At 62.2% G+C, this 21427-nt stretch carries 18 protein-coding genes and 1 pseudogene; 9 read left to right on the forward strand and 10 right to left on the reverse strand.

Annotation, left to right across the window (positions count from 1 at the left end; all coding sequences use genetic code 11):
• Positions 1 to 60 precede the first annotated feature (60 nt).
• The 5 genes from rqpR to AYM40_RS00630 form a co-directional block, all read right to left on the reverse strand.
• Complete coding sequence (gene rqpR, locus AYM40_RS00610; RefSeq protein WP_063494511.1) at positions 61 to 717, reverse strand: response regulator transcription factor RqpR; 657 nt, start codon at positions 715 to 717, stop codon at positions 61 to 63.
• A gap of 10 nt (positions 718 to 727) precedes the next feature.
• A complete protein-coding gene (locus AYM40_RS00615) occupies positions 728 to 1564 on the reverse strand; it encodes a sensor histidine kinase (RefSeq protein WP_063494512.1) in 837 nt (278 codons plus the stop codon).
• A 432-nt stretch (positions 1565 to 1996) separates the two neighbouring features.
• Entirely contained in the window at positions 1997 to 2767 is a 771-nt protein-coding gene (locus AYM40_RS00620; RefSeq protein WP_007179649.1) for a ferredoxin--NADP reductase, read from the reverse strand.
• Positions 2768 to 3245: 478 nt separating this feature from the next.
• The gene (locus AYM40_RS00625) at positions 3246 to 4043 is read right to left on the reverse strand and encodes an endonuclease/exonuclease/phosphatase family protein (RefSeq protein ID WP_063494513.1); all 798 of its coding nucleotides are present in this window, start codon (positions 4041 to 4043) and stop codon (positions 3246 to 3248) included.
• Positions 4044 to 4116: 73 nt separating this feature from the next.
• A complete protein-coding gene (locus tag AYM40_RS00630) occupies positions 4117 to 4620 on the reverse strand; it encodes a hypothetical protein (RefSeq protein WP_063494514.1) in 504 nt (167 codons plus the stop codon).
• A 294-nt stretch (positions 4621 to 4914) separates the two neighbouring features.
• Between AYM40_RS00630 and AYM40_RS00635 the strand changes: the two genes are divergently transcribed.
• Positions 4915 to 5892, forward strand: a complete 978-nt coding sequence (locus AYM40_RS00635) for an AAA family ATPase (RefSeq protein ID WP_063494515.1) — start codon at positions 4915 to 4917, stop codon at positions 5890 to 5892.
• A 430-nt stretch (positions 5893 to 6322) separates the two neighbouring features.
• A complete protein-coding gene (locus tag AYM40_RS00640) occupies positions 6323 to 7429 on the forward strand; it encodes an NAD(P)/FAD-dependent oxidoreductase (protein ID WP_063494516.1) in 1107 nt (368 codons plus the stop codon).
• An 18-nt stretch (positions 7430 to 7447) separates the two neighbouring features.
• On the opposite strand, the gene AYM40_RS00645 is transcribed toward AYM40_RS00640, so the two are convergent.
• A complete protein-coding gene (locus tag AYM40_RS00645; RefSeq protein WP_063494517.1) occupies positions 7448 to 7630 on the reverse strand; it encodes a hypothetical protein in 183 nt (60 codons plus the stop codon).
• Between AYM40_RS00645 and AYM40_RS00650 the strand changes: the two genes are divergently transcribed.
• Positions 7629 to 7940 (forward strand): high-potential iron-sulfur protein, encoded by a 312-nt coding sequence (locus tag AYM40_RS00650; protein WP_063494518.1) that lies wholly within the window; start codon positions 7629 to 7631, stop codon positions 7938 to 7940. The two genes, AYM40_RS00645 and AYM40_RS00650, sit on opposite strands and share 2 nt — an antisense overlap.
• Before the next feature lie 274 nt (positions 7941 to 8214).
• Positions 8215 to 9507, forward strand: a complete 1293-nt coding sequence (locus tag AYM40_RS00655; RefSeq protein ID WP_063494519.1) for an MFS transporter — start codon at positions 8215 to 8217, stop codon at positions 9505 to 9507.
• 122 nt (positions 9508 to 9629) lie between these two features.
• On the opposite strand, the gene AYM40_RS00660 is transcribed toward AYM40_RS00655, so the two are convergent.
• Positions 9630 to 11150 carry an amidase gene (locus AYM40_RS00660; protein WP_181448393.1) on the reverse strand — a complete coding sequence of 507 codons (1521 nt, stop codon included), beginning with the start codon at positions 11148 to 11150 and terminating at the stop codon, positions 9630 to 9632.
• A 153-nt stretch (positions 11151 to 11303) separates the two neighbouring features.
• On the reverse strand, positions 11304 to 12002 hold the full coding sequence (locus AYM40_RS00665; RefSeq protein WP_063494521.1) for a dienelactone hydrolase family protein: 699 nt from the start codon (positions 12000 to 12002) through the stop codon (positions 11304 to 11306).
• Between the two features lie 813 nt (positions 12003 to 12815).
• Here AYM40_RS00665 and AYM40_RS00670 point away from each other — a divergent pair.
• Both AYM40_RS00670 and AYM40_RS00675 read left to right on the forward strand, forming a co-directional pair.
• Complete coding sequence (locus AYM40_RS00670; RefSeq protein ID WP_063494522.1) at positions 12816 to 13961, forward strand: branched-chain amino acid ABC transporter substrate-binding protein; 1146 nt, start codon at positions 12816 to 12818, stop codon at positions 13959 to 13961.
• Positions 13962 to 14102: 141 nt separating this feature from the next.
• Positions 14103 to 15119 carry a cupin-like domain-containing protein gene (locus AYM40_RS00675; RefSeq protein WP_063494523.1) on the forward strand — a complete coding sequence of 339 codons (1017 nt, stop codon included), beginning with the start codon at positions 14103 to 14105 and terminating at the stop codon, positions 15117 to 15119.
• A gap of 324 nt (positions 15120 to 15443) precedes the next feature.
• Here AYM40_RS00675 and AYM40_RS00680 read toward each other — a convergent pair.
• Together AYM40_RS00680 and AYM40_RS00685 are read right to left on the reverse strand one after the other, a co-directional pair.
• Positions 15444 to 16946 (reverse strand): annotated as a pseudogene (locus AYM40_RS00680) (collagen-like triple helix repeat-containing protein); the annotation flags it as partial.
• Between the two features lie 255 nt (positions 16947 to 17201).
• The gene (locus AYM40_RS00685) at positions 17202 to 18413 is read right to left on the reverse strand and encodes an MFS transporter (protein WP_063494524.1); all 1212 of its coding nucleotides are present in this window, start codon (positions 18411 to 18413) and stop codon (positions 17202 to 17204) included.
• Positions 18414 to 18537: 124 nt separating this feature from the next.
• Between AYM40_RS00685 and AYM40_RS00690 the strand changes: the two genes are divergently transcribed.
• The 3 genes from AYM40_RS00690 (at position 18538) to AYM40_RS00700 (ending at position 21396) form a co-directional block, all read left to right on the forward strand.
• Positions 18538 to 19200, forward strand: coding sequence for a HugZ family protein (locus AYM40_RS00690; RefSeq protein ID WP_063494525.1), 663 nt, complete (start codon positions 18538 to 18540; stop codon positions 19198 to 19200).
• Positions 19201 to 19595: 395 nt separating this feature from the next.
• Positions 19596 to 19898: an H-NS family nucleoid-associated regulatory protein gene (locus tag AYM40_RS00695; protein ID WP_054037926.1), complete on the forward strand. Its 303-nt coding sequence runs from the start codon at positions 19596 to 19598 to the stop codon at positions 19896 to 19898.
• 262 nt (positions 19899 to 20160) lie between these two features.
• On the forward strand, positions 20161 to 21396 hold the full coding sequence (locus tag AYM40_RS00700) for a cation diffusion facilitator family transporter (RefSeq protein ID WP_082854898.1): 1236 nt from the start codon (positions 20161 to 20163) through the stop codon (positions 21394 to 21396).
• The last annotated feature ends 31 nt before the right edge of the window (positions 21397 to 21427 follow it).

Raw genomic sequence — 21427 nt, forward strand, 5'->3', positions numbered from 1 at the left:
CGCGCTTCCGCACCATTTTGGGACGGTGTTTGCCGGCCGTGCAGCGATCGCAGACCGATGTCAGCCGGCCATCGCTGGATTCAGATCGACGAGACGGTTGCTCATTACATAGAAGGTCAGCTCGGCGTTATTGCGCAGCTTCATTTTCTCGAGTAGCCGGGTGCGATACACGCTGACCGTCTTCACCGATAGAGATAGCGCCATGGCGATGTCCGTCAGCCGCTTGCCGGACGCGAGCATGCACAGCGTCTGGTATTCGCGGTCCGAGAGCTTTTCGTGCGGCAATTGTTCGCCGTCGAAGGAGACATAGTCCGCCAGCGCTTCGGCCATGGCCGGGCTGACATATTTGCGGCCCGCCGCGACCTGCTGGATTGCGGCGATCATCTGCGCGGCGTCGACCGTCTTCGACAGGTAGCCGGCAGCGCCCGCCTTCAGCGCGCGCACGGCGTACTGGTCCTCACGGTACATCGAGAACATCAGCACGGGCACGCGCGGCGCTTTGCGCTTCAAGCGCTTGAGCACTTCGACACCGTTCATGTCGGGCAGCGAAATGTCGAGCAGCACCACGTCGTAGCTGTGTTGGGCGACGGCGTCGAGCGCTTCCGCGCCGCATTGCGCCTCGGTGACTTCACGCGCCACGCCGCGGTCGAGCAGCAACTGACGGACGCCCTGGCGAACCACCGCGTGGTCGTCGGCGAGCAGGATGCGCAGGCTCATGATGGCGCGCTCACGATTGCAGCGCGCGACGCTCGGCGCCCGGTGCGCTCGCCAGCATCGCATCCCATGCAAAGCGGGCTTGCACGAGCGTGCCGCGCGCTGCGTCGCCGCTGTCGCCGCAGCATGCGCCGAGCCGCCGGGCGCTGACCTGCAAGGTGCCGTCGAACGCAGCGCAGCGCGCCTGCATGCCGCTTAGGCCGAAATGGCCGCGACGGCTGCGGGCGTTGCGCGTCACGCCGATGCCGTCGTCGCTGACGATCAACGTCAGGTGGTGGCGGCCGGTTTCGATCCGCACATCGGCGGATTCGGCGCGCGCGTGCTTGGCAATATTGTTCAGCGCTTCCTGCGCGACCCGGAACACGGCTAGCGCCGCGTCGGCGGGCAGGCGGGTGAGCCGCACGTCGGCGGCGCAGACGAAACTCGTGCGCAGGTTCGTGCGGGCGGCGAACTCGCGGGTCCATTGCGCCAGCGCCCCCGCGATCCCCGCCTCGAGCGAAGGCGCATGCAGTTCCGCGACGGCCTGGCGGGTGGCGGCGCACACGGCGTCGAGCGAACGATTCGCCACGGCGAGCGCGGCGGCGCATTGCGGCGGCGCATCGGCGGGCAGCCAGGTTTCGATGCCGGCAAGGGCATACCGCGTCGCGGTCAGCTCGGCGCCCACGCCGTCATGCAGCTCGCGCGCCACATGGCGGCAGGCAGCTTCCTGCGCCTGAACGAGTTCCGCCGACAGTTCGCACACGCGGGCGCGCAGCAGCGCGAGTTCGCGCTCAGCAGCGGATTGCTGCGCAGCGTGTGCAAGTGAAGGCAGAGTGTGGGAGCTAAACGGGACGACGGTCGACGTATCCATGACTTTCCCTCTCAGGAAGCAAGGTGGACGGCGAAGCGGGTGCGCATCGGCGGCGCGAAGACAAAAGAACGCATGCGACTCTCTGGCCTCCAGTGATGTCCTTGACGCGTTGTGCGCGACGGACACATTGCTACGGTACGACGTAACGAAATTTACATTCAGTAACATGCCGGTCGTGCCATGACATGCATGCTAAACGACCGTTCGTGCGCCGCGATGATATCTCAAAAAAAGAATGAGTGCAGGCACACCAAGGGTTAGCGCGGGAATTTGATGCAACGGGTGACGTTTTACAACGCCGCTGTTGTAGGAAGAAGGCTGACACCAAATGTCAGCACGATGGCGGCAATCTGTAACTGAGCAACAAAAAAGGAGCCCGAAGGCTCCTTTCTGCTGATGATGCGGCGTGAGCCGCTCAATCCGAGTGTCCGCTTAACCCACGAACGCCTTTTCGACCACGTAGTGACCCGGAGCGTTGTTGCTGCCTTCCTGGAAGCCCAGGTCGTCGAGCAGCTTGCGCGTGTCGCGCAGCATGTGCGGGCTGCCGCACAGCATCACGCGGTCGTTTTCGAGCGAAAAGCCCGGCACGCCGAGGTCGGCGAACAGCTTTTCGGTTTCGATCAGTTCGGTGATGCGGCCGCGGTTCTGGAACGCTTCGCGCGTGACTGTCGGGTAGTACAGCAGCTTTTCCTGCACCAGCTCGCCCAGATGCTCGTGTGCCGGCAGGTGATCCGTGATGTATTCCTTGTACGCCAGCTCGTCGACGAAACGGCAGGTGTGCGTCAGGACCACGCGCTCGTAGCGGTCGTAAATGTCCGGATCCTTGATGATCGACATGAACGGTGCGAGACCCGTGCCGGTGGACAGCAGCCACAGGGTCTTGCCCGGCAGCAGGTTGTCGGCCATCAGCGTGCCGACCGGCTTCTTGCCGATCAGGACTTCGTCGCCGACCTTCAAATGCTGCAAGCGCGACGTGAGCGGGCCGTCCTGCACCTTGATGCTCAGGAATTCGAGGTGCTCTTCGTAGTTCGCACTCGCAAGGCTGTAGGCACGGATCAGCGGCTTGCCGTCGACTTCGAGGCCCACCATCGTGAACTGGCCATTTTCGAAACGGAACGACGGATCGCGCGTGCAAGTGAAGCTGAAAAGCGTATCGGTCCAGTGATGGACGCTCAGGACGGTTTGTGAATTCAGGTTGCTCATGGCTTCTTGGATAGTGCGAAAACAAAGGCGGCCAGTCGTTTTAGCCGGCCGGCACGGCAAGGGCGATGCTGCGCTAACCCGAGGTCGGGAATCACGCGCAATCCGCTATTTTACCGCGCCCGCTGCCCGAGGGCTGCCGCGCGGCGGTTGAGCGTGGTGAAGCGGGTTACCGGACCTGGAAGCGCCGGTGCCGGTTATCGATACGATCGGCGCCGCGAAGTACGTTGGCGTGGTTGCTGCCGCGCTTCAGCAAGGGTACGGCGATGGGCGAAAACCGCGCAGCGCGGCTGCCATCGGCTGTCCGGCATGCGCCGGATAGGCGCGCCGCGCGGGCAACATTTTCAGGATGATACCGAAACCTGCCGTGCACCGCAGCATTGACCCTGCTGATAAAACTGGCAAAGGCAGAGGGAATCCGCGCGAAAGCGGGGAATATTGGGCCGCTCGGGCGAGTTGCGTGCCGTCCCTTCAACCTGGCTCACTCCACCCGCAACCGCGCCATATACGGCAAGTGATCCGACAGCCACGCGGTTTCCTGCGTCGGCTGGATCCATTCGACCGGCTTCATCCCGCGCACGAACATCTTGTCGAGCGCCAGCGCAGGGGAGAAGGCCGGGAACGTGCGGGCGGATTCGCCGAGCAGCGTGGCCACTTCCTGCAGACCGTGTTCGGCGAAGAGTGGCACGGAGTCGTTGCGCCAGTCGTTGAAATCGCCGGCCAGCACTAGCGGGCCCTCCGGCGCTTCTTTCGCGATCCAGTGCGCGATCCAGTTCATCTGCCGCAAGCGCGCCGAACGCGTGAGCGCGAGATGCGCGCACAGCAGCGTGACTGAATGACCGCTGAAGGTCGCCCGCGCCACTAGCAGCCCGCGCTTTTCGAAGCGATGCGCGGAGATATCCCAGCGCCCGCCGAGATCGAGCGGATGCGGCGACAATATCGCATTGCCATGCCGCCACGACGGCTTGAACACGTTCGGCCCAAGCGCGATTTCGAGTTCGGCCGCGCGTGCGATCTCGGTGGCCTGGCAATGCCAGACATCGCTCAACGGATCGGCGAGCGGCGAGCCGAAACTACTTGCCAGGATTGGCGAGGGCATGCGCCGCGCCATCGCTTCCTGCAAAAAATAGGCGTCCGCATGGGTCGACTGAACCCAGCGCTGCATGGCCTGCCAGGCCTGAAAGCCGAGCGGCGTGCGGCCCTTATGAAGATTCCAGCTTACCGCAATGAAATCCTTGGGCGCGACGCTCTCGCGGATCAATTCTTCGGGGTTTCGCATGCCGCGTTGTCCACGTGTTCTGTTGGGGCTTCGGTGATTCGCTTGAGTTTGCTTTGAACTGCGCCGGGTTGCCTTAGCTCGGGCTGTTCGCAAGGCTCGCACGCACGCGATAGACAAGGTTCGGATCCTTGTCGACGATCGTCCAGCTCGTCCACTGGCCGGCCGGCACTTTCAGGCCGGGATGGCTCGCATTCACCTGACGCGGTTGCGGCGGCAGTTTGCAGCCGGTATCGGTTTGCTTCGAAGTGTCTTCCTCAAGCGTTTCCTGGACTTCGATCGACAGCGTGACCGCCTTCGTGTCCGCCTGCAGCGGCGAGACCGTCAACGTGCGCGCCAGATCGATGCTGCCGCCGGGCTGGTCTTTACAGCCGACGTTATGCTGCACCACCTTGTGATGCGTGTCCGTACGCGCCTGGCCGACCGTGGTGGTGCCATCGAATGAATCGATCTGCTGGCCGTCGCGCATGACCTGCAATTGCCATTGCACGACTTGCTGCGTTGACCCTTGTGCGTTCGCAAGCAGCGAGGTGCTGAACAGCGCAGCGGTCAGCACGGCGGCGATACGGTTTTTCCACATAAAAAAGAGTCTCCGGTCACTGCGTCCGGCAGAGTAGTCAGAGGGCCATCTTACGCCTGATGGGCTGAACGTTTTTCTGACACTTCAAACGGGACCGGGTTCGGCAACACACTATTTCAGGTGAGGTGGGAATGCCCCAGGGGGACTTCCTTCGGGGGGCGACGAAAACGGGCCGTTGTTAGCAGCAGAGCCGCACGACTGCTGGCTTGCGCACGAATATGTCCTCGTTACACTGGACTTGAAACGGCACCCGCCAGGTGCCGCAGTAGCGGGACCAGTCAGACGGGGTGAGTCATGACAACAGCAATGGTCAAACAGGAAATCGCCGTGGCGTCTTTCAGCCGGGTGTACGACCTCGATCAGGTCGAGACTGCGCTGAACGATCTCGGCGAAGGCGCGAACGAGGCGCTGCGCGCCACTTACGAAAAGATGCTGAAAACCGGCAATCTGCGCTTCTGCGTCAAGCCGAACCGGATGCCGTCGATCGACGATCTGATCGACGCGCTGCCCAACTTTTCAGCGCCACTCGACGATATCCGCAAGCAGGTTGCCCTGTGTCTCGAGACTGAAGACCGGCTCGAACTGATGCCGATCCTGCTGCTCGGCGACCCGGGCATCGGCAAGACCCACTTTGCCAAGCAGTTGGCGCGGCTGCTCGGCACCGCCTATCAATACGTGGCGATGAGTTCGCTGACGGCGGGGTGGATTCTGTCGGGCGCGTCGTCGCAGTGGAAGAATGCAAAGCCGGGCAAGGTGTTCGATGCGCTCGTGAACGGCAGCTACGCGAACCCCGTGATCGCGGTCGACGAAATCGACAAGGCCACCGGCGATTCGCAATACGATCCGCTCGGCGCGCTTTACGCGCTGCTCGAACACGACACGGCGCAGACCTTCATCGACGAATTCGCCGAGATTCCGATCAATGCCGGCCACGTGATCTGGATCGCGACGGCGAACGACGAGCGCTCGATCCCGGAGCCGATTCTGAACCGGATGAACGTGTACGAGATTCCGCCGCCGGATCATGACGGCGCACGCCGTATCGCTCAATCGATCTACGATGAGATTCGCTCGGCGCATAACTGGGGTCTGCGCTTTCCCGAAACGCTCGGCGACGCCGCGCTCGACGCGCTGAAGCTGGCATCGCCCCGTGAAATGCGGCGCGCGATTCTCAATGGCTTCGGTGCGGCGCGGATCGACGGGCGCGATTGGATCGATGCCCGTGACATCCGGCTGGACTACGGAAATCGCCGTAAACCGATCGGTTTTTGAGGCTTTTTGTCATTTTTTTGCCTGAAATCCATCTTCGGGCGACTTTTTTATGGCGACGAGACGGGTACCTATATTGAAAGTATGATGAATGCTTTGGCAATTGTTGCTAATTGTGAGGTGCGATTGCATGTCGCCGCACGGCACCGTATGGCGTCCCGCCCGCATGAAGAGTCGAGCGCGACGACCGTCGACGGCGTACACTAATCTTGTCTAGCCCATATGTTTTAGACAGGCTCAAGACAGAAATGCCCGCAGTCGTTCGACTGCGGGCATTTCTGTCTGTGCAGCGTCGTACAATTTTGCAAAGCGGTTGCGTAAGGCCAGGTGCGTTCGACAGCGAGCGGTGTGCGGTCCTCGATAGCCGTACGCTGTCTTCATGTATATCGGGTGAACGAGGCAGCGCGCGGCGAGGTCAGCCGCGTCAAGGGACATGGATCAAATCGAATGTGTAGTGATCGGCGCGGGCGTGATCGGGCTTGCGGTGGCGCGCGCACTGGCGGCGCGCGGGCGCGAGGTGATCGTGCTGGAAGCGGCCGAAGCGATCGGCGTGGGCACCAGCTCGCGCAATAGCGAAGTGATTCACGCGGGGATCTACTATCCGCGCGGCTCGCTGAAGGCGGCGCTCTGTGTGCTCGGCCGCGAGATGCTCTACGACTACTGCGTCGAGCACAACGTGCCGCATTCGCGCTGCGGCAAACTGCTGGTGGCCACCTCGCGCAATCAGATTCCTCAGCTCGAAAGCATCATGGCGAAGGGCCGTGAGAACGGCGTGCTCGACCTGATGCGGATCAACGGCGACCAGGCGCAAGCGCTCGAGCCCGCGCTCGAATGTGTGGAGGCCGTGTTCTCGCCGCAGACCGGCATCGTCGATAGTCACCAGTTGATGCTGGCGATTCAGGGCGACGCCGAGCGCGACGGCGCGGTGTGTGCGTTCCATGCGCCGGTCGAGGCGATCGAGGCGAGCAACGGCCGCTTCGTCATCAAGGTAGGCGGCAGCGCGCCGACCACGATCAGCGCCGCCTGCGTGATCAACAGCGCCGGTTTGTACGCGAACGCGCTGGCGCGCACGATTCGCGGCCTCGACGCGCGCCATGTGCCGCCGCTCTACCTCGCGCGCGGCAACTACTTCAGCATCTCGGGGCGCGCGCCGTTCAGCAGGTTGATCTATCCGATGCCGAACGAAGCCGGCCTCGGCGTGCATCTGACGATCGATCTCGGCGGCCAGGCGCGCTTCGGTCCCGACGTCGAATGGGTCGATGCGATCAATTACGACGTCGATCCGCATCGCGCGGAGTCTTTCTACGCGGCGATTCGCGCGTACTGGCCCGCGCTTCCCGACGATGCCTTGCAGCCCGCTTATGCAGGGATTCGTCCGAAGCTTTCCGGCCCGGGCGAGCCCGCCGCCGACTTCGTGATTCAGGGTCCGGCCGCCCATGGCGTGCGCGGGCTCGTCAATCTGTTCGGTATCGAGTCGCCGGGATTGACGGCCTCGCTGGCGATTGCGCAGCGCGTCTGCGAATTGAGCGGGCGCGCCTGATCGTCGCACCCCGGGTTTTCACCCGGGTTCTCGCGCCACGCGATCAACCGGCGTGCCGCGCTCGATATTCGAGCGCGGCGTCGTACCAATTCGCTTATCTCTATCATTTGAGCCGTCACGCGCGACGGCTTCGTTGCTATCCTTGGGGACCGCTGTCATCAGAACGGCGATCAGTTCAATATAAATGGAGTGAGTCCCCATGAAATCTTCCCGTCGTACGTTTTTGATCACCAGCATTGGTGTGGCATCCACTTTCGCGCTGTCGCGCCAGGCTTTCGCCGACGCACCGAAGGTTGCCGAAACGGATCCGACCGCACAAGCGCTCGGCTACAAGACTGATGCGAGCAAGGTCGACAAGGCCAAGTTCGCGAAGTATGTAGCAGGCCAGGACTGCGGCAACTGCAGCTTCTACCAAGGCAAGCCGACCGACGCGTACGCCGGCTGCCCGATGTTCGCGGGCAAGCAGGTCGCGAGCACGGGTTGGTGCAGCGCATATAACAAGAAGGCCTGATTTCGTTCACGCCGCGGACACGCTCAGTGGCGCGGTAAATGCGCTGCAACATGCCGGCGCCGGACTGCGGTCCGCTCATCGAGGCGTCTGCCGCCCTGCGCGACAGACGCCTTTTTGCTGCTTGAAAACAGCTTGCGCGCTCTTTACACTCCATGCGATTGCTGCGGGCGGCATTGTTTTTTCTCGCTCGCGCCAAGACGCCCTAAAGCACGCTGAAGCACATCTGCGTTGAGACGCCTTACTACGCGACACCTTTCGCAGGCCGGAGATTCGAATGGCACCAGCGTCAAGGAGCCTCCACACACGCGCTGTTGTGGCGGCTGTGATCGGCAATGCGCTCGAATGGTACGACTTCACCGTGTTCGGTTTCCTCACGGTGGTGATCGCACAATTGTTCTTTCCGGCAGGCAACGACTATGCGTCGATGCTGCTGACCACCGCGACCTTCGGCGTTGCATTTGTCATGCGGCCGGTCGGCGGAATCGTCCTTGGACTTTACGCGGATCGCGCGGGACGCAAGGCGGCACTGTCGCTCGTCATCGCGCTGATGACGCTCGGCATTCTGCTGCTGGCGATCGCCCCGCCGTATTCGGCGATCGGCATCGGCGCGCCTTTGATGATCGTGCTTGGACGTTTGCTGCAGGGTTTTTCCGCTGGCGGTGAATTCGGCAGTTCGACGGCTTTGCTGATCGAAGCGGCGCCGTTCTCGAAGCGCGGCCTCTACGGCAGCTGGCAGATGGCGAGCCAGGCGGCGGCGCTTCTGCTCGGTGCTGTGGTTGGCGCGTTGATCACGCATGGCCTCTCGCCGGAGGCGCTGAAGTCCTGGGGTTGGCGCGTACCGTTCATTCTCGGGTTGATCATCGGGCCGATCGGCTTTTATATCCGCCGGCATCTCTCCGATTCGGAAGCCTTTCTGCATGCGCAAAAAACGGCGCGGCGCGCGACACTCGGCGAAGTGTTCAGGAGCCATAGCCGCGACGTGCTGTGTGGACTCGGCGCGGTGATCGCGCTCACCGTGACGATCTACGTACTGATCAGCTATCTGCCGACCTTTGCGGTCAAGCAACTGAAGCTGCCCTATGCGCAATCCTTTTACGCGGTGATCGTGGGCAATCTGCTGTTGACCGTGCTCTCGCCGCTGACGGGCGCATGGTCGGACAGGATCGGACGCAAGGGGCTTTCGCTGTGGTCGCTGGTCCTGACGCTCGTGATCATCTACCCGCTGTTCGCGTGGCTCGCGGCGGAGCCGAGCGTGTCGAAACTGATTCTCGTGCAGGCGCTCCTGTCGATTACGCTGTCCGGATACTACGGACCGTTCGGCGCGTTGATCGCCGAACTGTTTCCGGCGAACGTGCGCTCGATTGGTTTATCGCTCGCGTACAACGTCGCGGTGATGCTGTTCGGCGGCTTCGGGCCTTTCGTCGTGACGTGGCTCATCAACACCACAGGTTCGCCGCTCGCGCCGACTTATTACGTGATGGGTGGACTGGCGTTGTCGATCGTCGCGGTGGCGTGCATCCCCGGCAAGCGCCATGCGGATCTCGATGCGCGGCGCAAACCGGCTTGAGTGTCCAGTGGACGCCGCTGTTCGAGTTGATTCGTCTGTTGTCGCCCGAGTTGTTGCCCGAGTTCTTGCCTGAGTGGGCGCTTAAGCAGGCGCCCGAGTCGATACGCTGGGCGCCCCCGCGTCTAGCTGCGCGCCTGTATCAACGGTGGCCGCTTGTCGAACCACGGCCGCGCCGCTTCGAGCTGCGCGGCCAGTCGCAACAGCGTTGCTTCACCGCCGTTACGCGTGGCGAACTGCACGCCGATAGGCAGCCCGCGTGCGTTCCAGTAAAGCGGCACCGACATCGCCGGTTGTCCAGTCAGATTGAACAACTCCGTGCACCCCGCCCAGGCGAACGCCTTGTTCGATGCTTCGGTCAGCACCTTCTTCATCAGGGTTTCGAGCGGCATCGCCGTGACGGCGCGCATCTGCATGCGCTCCGCGGAGGAGGGATGCATTTCGCCGATCTTGATCGGTGCGCCGGCGAGCGTCGCGCACAGGAGCACGTCGTAGCGGCTCAGTAAATCGGCGAGGCGTTCAGTGATGCGGCGCTGTTCTTCCAGTGCGCCGGGCAGGCCGCGCTCTCCGAGTTTGCGGCCGACGTGCGCCATGGTCCACGTCGAGATTTCAAATTCGTCGCGCAGCGGTTTGCGGCCGGTGATGCGGTCCGCGTTGAGCACCATTTCTTCCGCCGTCACCGACCAGAGCATCAGGAACGCATGGCGGACTGCCGCGAAATCGATCCCGAGCGACACCGGTTCGATGTTATGGCCCAGCGAACTGGCGAGTTGCGCGGCGTCTTCGAGGGCGGCGCGCGAGTCGGCGGAGAGCGAGAGTGCCAGCATCGGATCGGTGACGTAGGCAATGTTCAGCGGCTTGCATGGCTCGCGGCTTGCGCCAAGGAAAGTGCCCGGCGCGCCGAGCGGCCGGTCCGCGTTGCCCGCCAGCAGATCGAGCAGCAGGGCGCTGTCGCGCACGCTGCGCGATACCGCGTGATCGACGCCGAGCTCACCGGCCGCAGCGGTCGGCGTTGCGAGCGGCACGCGTCCGCGGGAAGGCTTGAGGCCGAACAGTCCGCAACATGACGCGGGAATGCGGATGGAGCCGCCGCCATCCGCCGCATGCGCAAGCGGTACGATGCCCGCGGCGACCGCCGCGGCCGCACCGCCGCTTGAACCGCCAGGCGTGTGATCGAGACTCCACGGATTGCGGCACGCGCCGAACAATTCGGGCTCGGTATAAGGCATCTGCCCGAGTTCGGAGGTGTTGGTCTTCGCGAAGATATTGAGGCCGGCCGCTTTCGCAAGCGCGACGACCGGCGCGTCCTCAGCAGGAATGAAATGGCGATAGTGACGGCTGCCCATCGACATGCGCAACCCGGCGACCGCTGCGCCCAGATCCTTGATCAGATAGGGCACGCCCGCGAGCGCCGCTTGCGCGCTTCCACCATCCGCATGGTTCGCGCCATTTGCCCTCGTCGCATCATCGCGCGAGGCGCGCTGACGCGCGGCGTCGTAGTCCTTCAGGACGACCGCATTGATCGCGGGATTGACGGCCTCGGTGCGGCAGATCGCGATGTCCAGCAACTCGCGCGCGCTTGCTTCGCGGCGTCGAACCAGATCGGCGAGGCCGATGGCGTCATGGGCGAGATAGTCTGATTGCACGACGGACGGGGCCTCTCTATCGGATGTTGGACTGTGCATGTTGCATCGGCGCCGATGAGCGGCTGCGCTGGACGTCCCGTCGCCCCGATTCATGGAAGCACAATGCAGAGGACGGCGCGCGCATTACGCGCCGTCTTTGAGAGCGTAACCGAGTTACAGGCGTTCGCCGAGGAAAGTCAGTGTGCGGCCATGCGCCAGCGCGGCAGCACGCTGGTTATAAGACGCGCGGTCCGAGCAGTTGAAGCCGTGATCGGCGTTCGGATAAATGTTGAATTCCGCGTCGGTGCGGCCGGCGAAGCGTTCCTGAATCTGGCCGACAGCCGACAGCGGGATATGCGCGTCGAGTTCGCCGTAGTGGAATTGCATCGGCACTTTGATCTTCGCGGCCTGATCGAGCTTGTTCTGGATGCCGCCGCCGTAGTACGCAACCGCGCCGTCGAGCGAGCCTTGCGCGGCTGCCAGATACGCGAGCTGACCGCCGAAGCAAAAGCCGATCGCGGCAACCTTGCCGGTCACTTCCGGCATCGCGCGCAACGCCGCGGCGGCTGCACCGATGTCGGCCACCGCCTGATCGACGTTGGTCTTCTGCATCAACTCGATGCCTTTCTCGCGATCCGCGCCGTCATACGTCAATTCGACGCGCGGCTGCACGCGCCAGAACACGTCCGGTGCGAGCGCGACGTAGCCGTCCTGCGCGTACTGATCCGCGACCGAGCGGATATGGCTGTTCACGCCGAAGATTTCCTGAATGATGATGACGGCCGGTCCCTTGCCGCCTTTGGGCAGCGCCAGATAGCCGCCGAAACTGTCGTTGCCGGCGGGAATGTCGATCCAGCGGGAAGTCGTGCTCATGTTGCTCTCCATTTACCAGTGCGTTGATGCGCGGGGTCGGTCCGAATGAATGCCCGCGGCCTGAATGCCTGAGGCGGGCGGTCAGTTTGCCATCAAAAGAAACGCCTTGCAGCGAGGCCGCGTGCGGCCTGACGAGGCCCGCAGCGCGGCGCGTATGTCGTAAGACGATTGAAACATTCTCGATCATTCATTTCTTCGCGCGCAGCCGCCTCGATAAAGTCCAGCGACCTGGCTCAGCGATGCTGCGAGCGTATTGCCATGCGCGCGGCATACGCAATCCGTTGATGCCGTGTTAGAGCGAGTCGGCGCATCAGGCCGCGCCTTATCCGCTGCAAAACGCATTGACTCGGGCGGCACGGATCGCCGCGCTCGAACGTTGATTCAGCATGGCTCATGCGCGCTTCGCAACAACCTGCGGCGCGCCTTGTTTTTAAGCACAAAGCCGATTCGAAATATTAACGGTTTAACATGCTAAAAGCTTTAGGCCGCGCCGTTAGACGAAAGGCTCACCTAGCGGAAACCCGCATGGGCTGGTGCTTTCCAGCCCGTCTTTTTAGCCGGAATCGGCTCCTGTTGGATAAACGCTATTGGTGTTCATCCCACTTCCTCAAAAAAGTCCCACAATTTAATTTGATGGCCTACACTTGCGCGCAAGTACGGTTTGCCGTCTGCCACAAACAGTCTGGTGAACGTGCTGGCCAAGTGCATGAACGATGCAACCGGCGTGGTCGTCCACGGGACTGAGCGACACGTGTAGGGAAGCGGGGGCACAGGGCGATTACGTTGTTTTTGGGACCGAAACTGGAGACTTATATGAACATCAAGATTCAAAAGCTGTTGCCGATCAGCGCTGCGGCCATGTTGTTTGCGTCGTTGGCAACGGGCGCGGTGGCGGACGAGGTCGTCAAGATCGGCCACGTTGCACCGTTGACCGGCGGTATCGCTCACCTGGGTAAAGACAACGAAAACGGCGCGCGCCTGGCAGTTGAAGAAATCAACGCCAAGGGCCTGACGATCGGCGGTCAGAAAATCACGCTGCAACTCGATGCACAAGACGACGCAGCTGACCCGCGTACGGCTACGCAAGTCGCGCAGAAGCTGGTTGACGATAAGGTCGTCGCAGTGGTCGGCCACTTGAACTCGGGCACCTCGATCCCGGCTTCGAAGATCTATAGCGATGCTGGCATCGTGCAGATCTCGCCGTCGGCAACGAACCCGGCGTACACGCAACAAGGTTTCAAGACGACGTACCGCGTCGTGGCGACCGATGCGCAACAAGGTCCGGCACTGGCTAACTACGCAGCCAAGACCATGAAGATGAAGAGCGTCGCGATCGTCGATGACTCGACCGCTTACGGCCAGGGTCTGGCAAACGAATTCGAAAAGACCGCGAAATCGCTGGGCCTGAACGTGATGTCGCATGACGCGACGAACGACAAGGCCGTCGACTTCCGCGCGATTCTGACGAAGATCAAGGGCGAAAACCCGGACGCGATCATGTACGGCGGTATGGATGCAACCGGCGGCCCGTTCGCCAAGCAAGCCAAGCAACTCGGCCTGCGCGCGAAGGTGCTGGCTGGCGACGGCGTGTGTACCGACAAGCTGTCGGACCTGGCTGGCGACGCAACCGACAACATCGTCTGCTCGGAAGCCGGTATGGCGCTCGAGAAGATGGCTGGCGGTGCAGCGTTCCTCGCCAAGTATCAGAAGCGTTTCGGTCAGCCGATCCAGATCTACGCTCCGTTCACGTATGACGCTGTGTACATCATCGTCGACGCTATGAAGCGTGCTAACTCGACTGATCCGGCGAAGATCCTGGCCGCTATGCCGAGCACCGACTACAAGGGTGTGATCGGTGAAACCACGTTCGACTCGAAGGGCGACCTTCAGCACGGCGTGATCTCGCTGTACAACTACAAGGGCGGCAAGAAGACGCTGCTCGACGTAGTGAAGATGTAAAGGCCGCCTGATCGAAGACAGCTTTGTTTGTCTTCGATCAGGCAGTTAAAAGGCACGCGCGCCGCAAGGCTCGCGTGCCTTTTCTTTTGGGTATCTGCGTGAGAGGCTGACGGGTTTGAGAACCTCGTTTGGGAGAATGCCTTGACCCCTGTGATCCGTTCGATCGATAACGGCTGGCGCCGCTGGATTGCCGAGAATCTGCTGCTCGACGCACCGCCGCTGGCCGTGCACGGTGCGCTGGTCGGACATGGTTTCGACCCGGACGAAGCCGCCCGCGAAATCGGGGCAGCGCTCGCGAGTCCTTATTTTGACGGTGCGGTGCGCTTGCGCAATCGTTTGCGCAAGCGCGAATGGATGTTGTCGGTGTACGGCACCCTCAATTGCATGCGTGCTGGAAGCGGTGTGATCGAAAGCCGCGAGCGTTTATCGCGTGGCGAGTTCTTCGAGCAGTACTACTTTCAGAACCGGCCGGTCGTCATCACCGGTGCTTTCGATTTCTGGCCGGCACGCACGCAGTGGAGTTTCGACTACTTTCGCGAGCGTTGCGGGGATTGCGAAGTCGAAGTGCAGTTCGGCCGCGAGTCGGATGCGAACTATGAGATCAATCAGCCGAAGCTCAAGCGCATGATGCGCTTTGCCGATTATGTCGATCTCGTCGAGCGCAGCGGTCCGACTAACGATTTCTATATGACCGCCAATAACACCTCGCACAATCGCGCGGCACTCGCGGCGTTATGGCCGGATGTGCCGGCCATCGGCGAATATCTCGATGCCGGATCGCCCGATACCGGCTTTTTCTGGATGGGACCGGCTGGAACAAAGACGCCGTTTCACCATGATCTGACCAATAACTTCATGGCGCAGGTGATCGGCCGCAAACAGATCAAGCTGGTTCCATTGTCCGATACGCCGCATATGGTGAACACGCTGCATTGCTTTTCGCAGGTGGACGGCAGTGCAATCGACTACGAGCGCTTCCCGTCGATGCGCAATGCGCATTTGATGGAATGCACGCTCGAACCCGGTGAATTGCTGTTCCTGCCGATCGGCTGGTGGCATTACGTGGAAGGACTCGATGCATCGGTGACGATGACGTTCACCAATTTTCTGCAACGTAACGACTTCTCGCGTGATTACGTGACGTATCACGAACTGTGAAAAAAAACGGCGAGCCGGTTGACCCGGCTCGCCGCCCCCCTTCGACGCTTGTTTTGCCGCGCCGTTATTTGCCGCCGTTATTCGTATTCGTCACTTCTTCGTCGTCAGACTGCCCAGACCGCCGAGCAAGCCGCCGCCCGTGGTACCGCCCGCAGAGTTCGTCGTACCGGTCAATGTGCCAGTGACGGTGTTCAGTAGACCTGTGATCGGCGCAAGCGGGTTGCTGGTGCCGCCGGTGCCACCCGAACCCGCCGACCCGAGTGCCCCTGTCAGCGACGACACGGCCGCCGTCACCGGTGCGAGCGGAGTGCTGCCCAGCGGATTGCCGCCCAGCGAATTGCCGCCCAGCGAATTGCCGCTGCTGCCAGTCGCGCCGCTCAATGCACCGGTGACCGAGTTCACCACGCTGGTTAGCGGTGCAAGCGGGCTGCCCGAGCCGCCGGAGACGCCACCGAGACTGCTGGTCACCGTACTAAGGATGCTGGTCAGCGGTGCAAGCGGGCTGCTGCCCGAGCCGCCGGAGACGCCACCGAGGCTGCCGGTCACCGTGCTGAGGATGCTGGTCAGCGGTGCAAGCGGGCTGCTGCCCGAGCCGCCGCCGTTGCCACCGAGGCCGCCGGTCACCGTGCTGAGGATGCTGGTCAGCGGTGCAAGCGGGCTGCTGCCCGAGCCGCCGCCGTTGCCACGGAGGCCGCCAGTCACCGTGCTGAGGATGCTGGTCAATGGCGCAAGCGGACTGCCCGAGTCGCTGCCGCCGGTCAGGCCGCTGCTCAAGGTGCTGGGCAACGCGGTGAGAATGCTGGTCAATGGCGCCAGCGGACTGCCGCCCAGCGGACTGCCGCCAGTACCGTCGTTGCCGCCCGGATTCAGAATGCCGGTGAGGCCACCGAGCGGGTTGCCGCTGCTCGAGCCGCCCGCGGTAAGCAGGCCGCCGGCGGACGGGACGGTGTCGCTGAGCTTGGTCACGACATTGCCGAGGTTCTGGCCGACCGGGTCGTTGGTCGCGCTGCTAACCTGGTTGCCCGCGCTGTCGAGGCCGTGACCGATGGTCGACAGCAGGCCGTTCTGCGGTGCACCGGGAGCCGTCGTATCGCCGACGGTTTGGGTCGTCTGCGCCAATGTGGCGGTGATCGGCGTGATCGCTGTACTGAGGGATTGCGTCACTTGCTGGATCGGGCCGCTCGTCAGCTGCGAGCCCAGTTGCGTGCCGAGGCCGCCGACTGCATTGCCGAGCGTCGAGACCGTGCTGCCAAGCGGTGTGGTCAGCGGACTGAGCGGCGCGGTGGGGCCGCTGCCGAGACTCGTCACGAGCTGGCCGGCGCTGTTGACGGCCTGGCCTGCGTCATAAACCAGGTTGCCGTTGCTCGCCAGCGTCGTGCCGAGCGGGTCGGTGGAATTGCCGAGCTGGCCGAGGCCGTTCGCCGTGCCTGTGCCGAGCGCCGTGACGCCGGCGCCGAGATGCGAGACAACGTCGCCAAGCGCAGTCGTGGTGGCCGGGTTCGCGCCGGGGATCGGCGTGAGACCGATCTGGCTGCCGATCGCGGAAACGGTTTGGCCGGTTGCAGTGACTACATTGCCCGTGTTCTGGGCGACGACGCCGATTGGATTTTTGGCGCTGGTTGGTGTGGGTGTTGGAGTCGGAGTCGGCGTAGGCGTAGGTGTCGGAGTAGGTGTCGGAGTAGGCGTGCCGCTTCCCGAACCGCTACCGGAACCACTATCCGACCCGCTTGAGACACCCGGCATGACCAACGTGCTTCCACATCCCGTCAGTAAGATCATCGACGTCACGCACATGGCGATCGCCGACAGTTTGAAATTGCTGTTCATAATGCTCCCCCGTAATTTGCAAATTGCTGGGGAGCTAACCGCAAGGCCTATGCCATTTCTGTTTGCATGACCGGTGCGCGGAATAAATTAATAAAAATCAATAGGTTGAGGGCGTTCGCATGGGCCGGTGAAAGTGTCGATGTGGCCGATGTGACGGGAAACACATCAGCGTGCAGGCTTCGCGTAACGTAACGTAAGGGCGCAGGGCTTCATATGGCGTGACGTCCGCCGATGCAACAGCCGCGCGCGTCCGCGTCAGATCTTCAAACGCCGCAGCACCTTTGGACCCGCGATCGCGATTAGCGCCGAACACACGGCCACCACGGACAACCCGATCGGCAAACTGGTCGCCTGCGTCACCGCGCCGATGATCACCGGCCCAAGCAACAGCCCGAAGTACGCCAGCCCGGCAACATGCGCGAGTCCTTCGGCAGCGTGAATACCTTTGACGCTCGCCGCTGCCGCGAACAGCACGGGCATCATGTTCGCGAGCCCGAGACCCATCAGCGTGAAGCCAATCAGCGCGGCGACCGGATTCGGCAGCAGCAGTGCGCCGACCATCCCCGCACAGGCAAGCGACGCGCTCGCCATCACCAGTTGCGGTGCGCCGAAGCGGGCACGCACGGCGTCGCCCGCGAAACGCGCCGCTGCCATGCCGCCCGAAAACGCCGCATAGGCTGCGCTCGCGAGAGCCGGCGTGGACAGTACGACGTCGCGCATGTACACGGTGGCCCAGTCGTACATCGCACCTTCGGCGATCAGCGCGACCAGCGCCATCGCGCCGAGCGCCCACAAGGCCGGCGATCGCCAGCGGTTGGCGCGAGGCGTAGCGGCGTCGGGATCATCGGCGTGCGGCACGTGTGGCAGGACGGAAGGGCAGGCCGCGATCAGCACCAGCGCGCTGACTGCCGCGGCTAGCGCGAGATGTATGGCCGGCGCCATGCCACGCGCCAGCAAGGCGCCGCCCACTGCCGCGCCGAACATCCCGCCGACGCTGAACATGCCGTGCAGCGATGACATAATCGGCTTGCCGAGCGTCTTCTCGACCGCGCTGGCTTCCGCGTTCATCGCAACGTCGAGCGTGGCCATGCCAGCGCCGAAGACGGCCAGCACAATCAGCAGCATCCAGTAAGCCGGCACGATCAGGATCAGCGCCGCACACACCGTCATGACCAGACCACCCGTCAGGCAGGCGCGCCGCGTGCCGACCCGCGCGATCCATGGTGCATTCGCCGCCATTGCGCCGATCGAACCGCCGGCCACGGCCAGCAACGCGAACGAGAGCATCGCCGCATTCAGATGGAAGCGGTCGCGCACGGTCGGCACATGCACCCCCCACGACGCGTACATCATGCCGGCGATGAAGAACACCGCCATCGTGGCGATCCGGGCGCGCTGCCGTGCGGTGTCGGAGAGATCGCGATGCGCAGCAGGGAGGGTGGGGAATTCGGAGGAGCGGTCGGACACGGAGATCTCGTGGAGGGGGACGTGGAAGAAAGCGCCTTGAAAGCGAATTTTCGATTCTAACGAAGCGCGCTGTCTTATGCTTGAAGCGGACTGATCCAACGCTCATTCATCGAGGACCGCGCACTTGAACATTCCCGCTCACGCTCCGCTGCATCTGCTGCATAGGGCCGCTATCGGTACGCTTGCGACCCACGCGCGTCAGCTCGAAGGCTTTCCTTATCCTACGGTGCTGCCGTTCGCGCCCGACCCTCAGCACCGTCCGACGATCCTTGTGAGCCGGCTCGCCGAGCATACGCACAACCTCCATGCCGACCCGCGCGCCGGCTTTCTGGTGGTCGATGCACCCGACGGCGATGTGTTGAGCGGCCAGCGTGTCACCTTGCTCGGCACGTTCGAACCGGTCGACTCGACTCCCGAAGTCGTGCAGCGCTATCTGCGCTATCACGCGGAGGCGGAACGGTACCTGGCTCTCGGCGATTTCACGTTCTGGGTAATGAGGCTTGAACGGCTGCGCTACATCGGCGGCTTCGGCGCGATGGGCTGGCTCGCCGGCGCCGAACTCGATCCACTGCCGCCACTCGGCTTCGATGAGGAAAATGCACTGATCAGGCACTTCGCCGGTCATTCCTCAGGTGGCAGGGGACTCCAGCTGCTCGGCGTCGATCGCTATGGCGCCGATCTGAAGCTAGACGGTGAGCGCTCCCGTTTCGCCTTCGACGACGCCAAACGCAATATTGAAACCTTGCATGTCGCGCTCGAAGATTGCATCCAGCACCATGCTAATTAGGTTTTGATTGCTGTTTCGGGAAAACACTCGTGCTGCAATAATGATGCAGCGCATGTGTCGCAATATTTTCCGATGTTTCACGCTAAAGTTTTCATGGCATGAAATGTTGATGCAAATTTCTTATCTTAAATTTCATTTTTTGATAGTTGATTCAGTAATTGCTGATATGCGGCCACGCCTTTCGGTGAAATGTAAAAATTGGCTATTTGAAAGGATCGGCGTAACGTTACCTTTAAGTGAAACCTTTTGAAACGAATTGGGATTAATTTTACGATGGCGCTTTTGTAGTCTTTCTATTTTGTGTTAATCTCGCCCTCAAATTCCGAGGCATGATCACTTCAAAGGGCAAGCTGGCTTAAGACTGGCAGTCATTTATCCAAACCACAAGGGAACCTATGTCTTCCTACAAGGAACTACTCGCTCAGCGCGAGAAGCTCGAAAAGCAGATCGAAGAAGCAAAGTCGCGCGAATACGCAGAAGTGTTGAATGAGATCAAGCAGAAAATGGCCGATTACGGCATTTCGCTGACTGAACTCGGCGGCGGCCGTGGTGCCAAAGCGGCTAAAGCCGGTCGTCCGCGTGCAGGTGTCGCGCCGAAGTATCGTGACCCGGATAGCGGCAGCACGTGGTCGGGCCGCGGCAAGCCGCCGCGCTGGATCGCAGGTCTGGATCGCGAGAAGTTTCTGATCCAGAAGTAATACTAGTACTAGTACGGTCAATCAGCGGCGCGTGTAGTCCCCGCTGTTACCAGAAAAAACCGCGTACCGTCAAGGGCGCGGTTTTTTATTGTCTCTGAAAATTTCTGTGCCTCTTTGTTACACGCGCTCCATGAAACTGGAACACGAATGCTTTTCGTTTAGATAAGCAACTGATTTTAAAGGATTTTTTGCGGTTTCTTCAGCGCATATCGAGATGCGCGGGGTAGAATGCAGGTATTAAACTCTTCACGTCGTTTCAGAGATGCCTTCCACCGCCGCCGTCCAGTCCGTCGAGAAACATCGTGTCGCGCGCAAAAGTACCTTTGTCAGTATTGCGCTCAATACGGTGCTGATGGCGCTGCAAATCGTCATAGGGGTGTTTGCCCATTCGCAGGCGCTGGTCGCCGACGGTATCCATTCGCTTGCCGATCTGATTTCCGATTTTGTCGTGCTAATCGCTAATCGGCACAGCGGCGCCAAGCCCGACGCCGATCACAATTACGGGCACAGCCGCTATGAGACGGTTGCGTCGTTGTTTTTGGGCGCACTGCTGATTGTGGTCGGCGTCGGTATGTTGTGGCGCGCCGGGACGCGTCTCGCCGATTTGCAAAGCATCCCCGCCGTACATATGAGCGCGCTCGCGGTCGCGGTGCTGGTGCTGATTTCCAAAGAGAGCCTGTTTCGCTACATGCTGCGCGAAGCACAACGTGTGCGTTCAGCGATGTTGATTGCGAACGCATGGCATGCCCGCTCGGACGCCGCTTCGTCATTGGTCGTCGCGCTTGGCATTGTCGGCAGCCTCGCAGGCGTGCGCCTGCTCGACCCGATCGCCGCGGCGATCGTCGGCTTTATGGTGGCGCGCATGGGCTGGACATTTGGCTGGGATGCACTGCAAGATCTTTCCGACCGCGCGCTCGACGAAGCCGCTTCCGCCGACGTGCGCGCGCTCTTGCTCGCGACACCCGGCGTGCGCGACGTGCACGAAATGCGCACCCGCAAGATGGGTGACTTCGCTCTTGTCGATGCGCACATTCTGGTCGACCCGCTGATCTCGGTGTCGGAGGGGCATTACATCGCCGAATCGGCGCGCTTGCGCGTGCTGGGCGACAGTCGCGTGCTCGACGCGCTGATCCATGTCGACCCGGAGAACGACGCGGTTGCGCGCCCGCCTGTCAATCTGCCGACCCGGGAGCGGGTCGTCGCCGAAGTCAACGCGGCGTTGGCCGCGGGCGGTGTGAAGGCCGTGTCGGTCAATATGCACTACTTGAGCACGGGGCTTGATGTCGAAGTGGTGCTGCCGGCGGCGGGCTCGCGCACGGCCCAAAGCGATGCGCCATGTCTTGCCCGTGTCGATCTGGAAGCGCTCAGGCGCAGCCTGGGAGCCCGGAAGCTCAACGTGCTGCAAGGACTGGACACACTGGCCGCCGAAAGCGGCGTCTCGACGGAAGCCGGGGGCGGCGAGGCCCATCGCCCGCGCCAAGGCTGCGGAACCGCATAGCGCCACGTGAGTGTCGTTACTCGAGCTCGAG

This window comes from Paraburkholderia phytofirmans OLGA172, assembly GCF_001634365.1.
GTDB lineage: Bacteria > Pseudomonadota > Gammaproteobacteria > Burkholderiales > Burkholderiaceae > Paraburkholderia.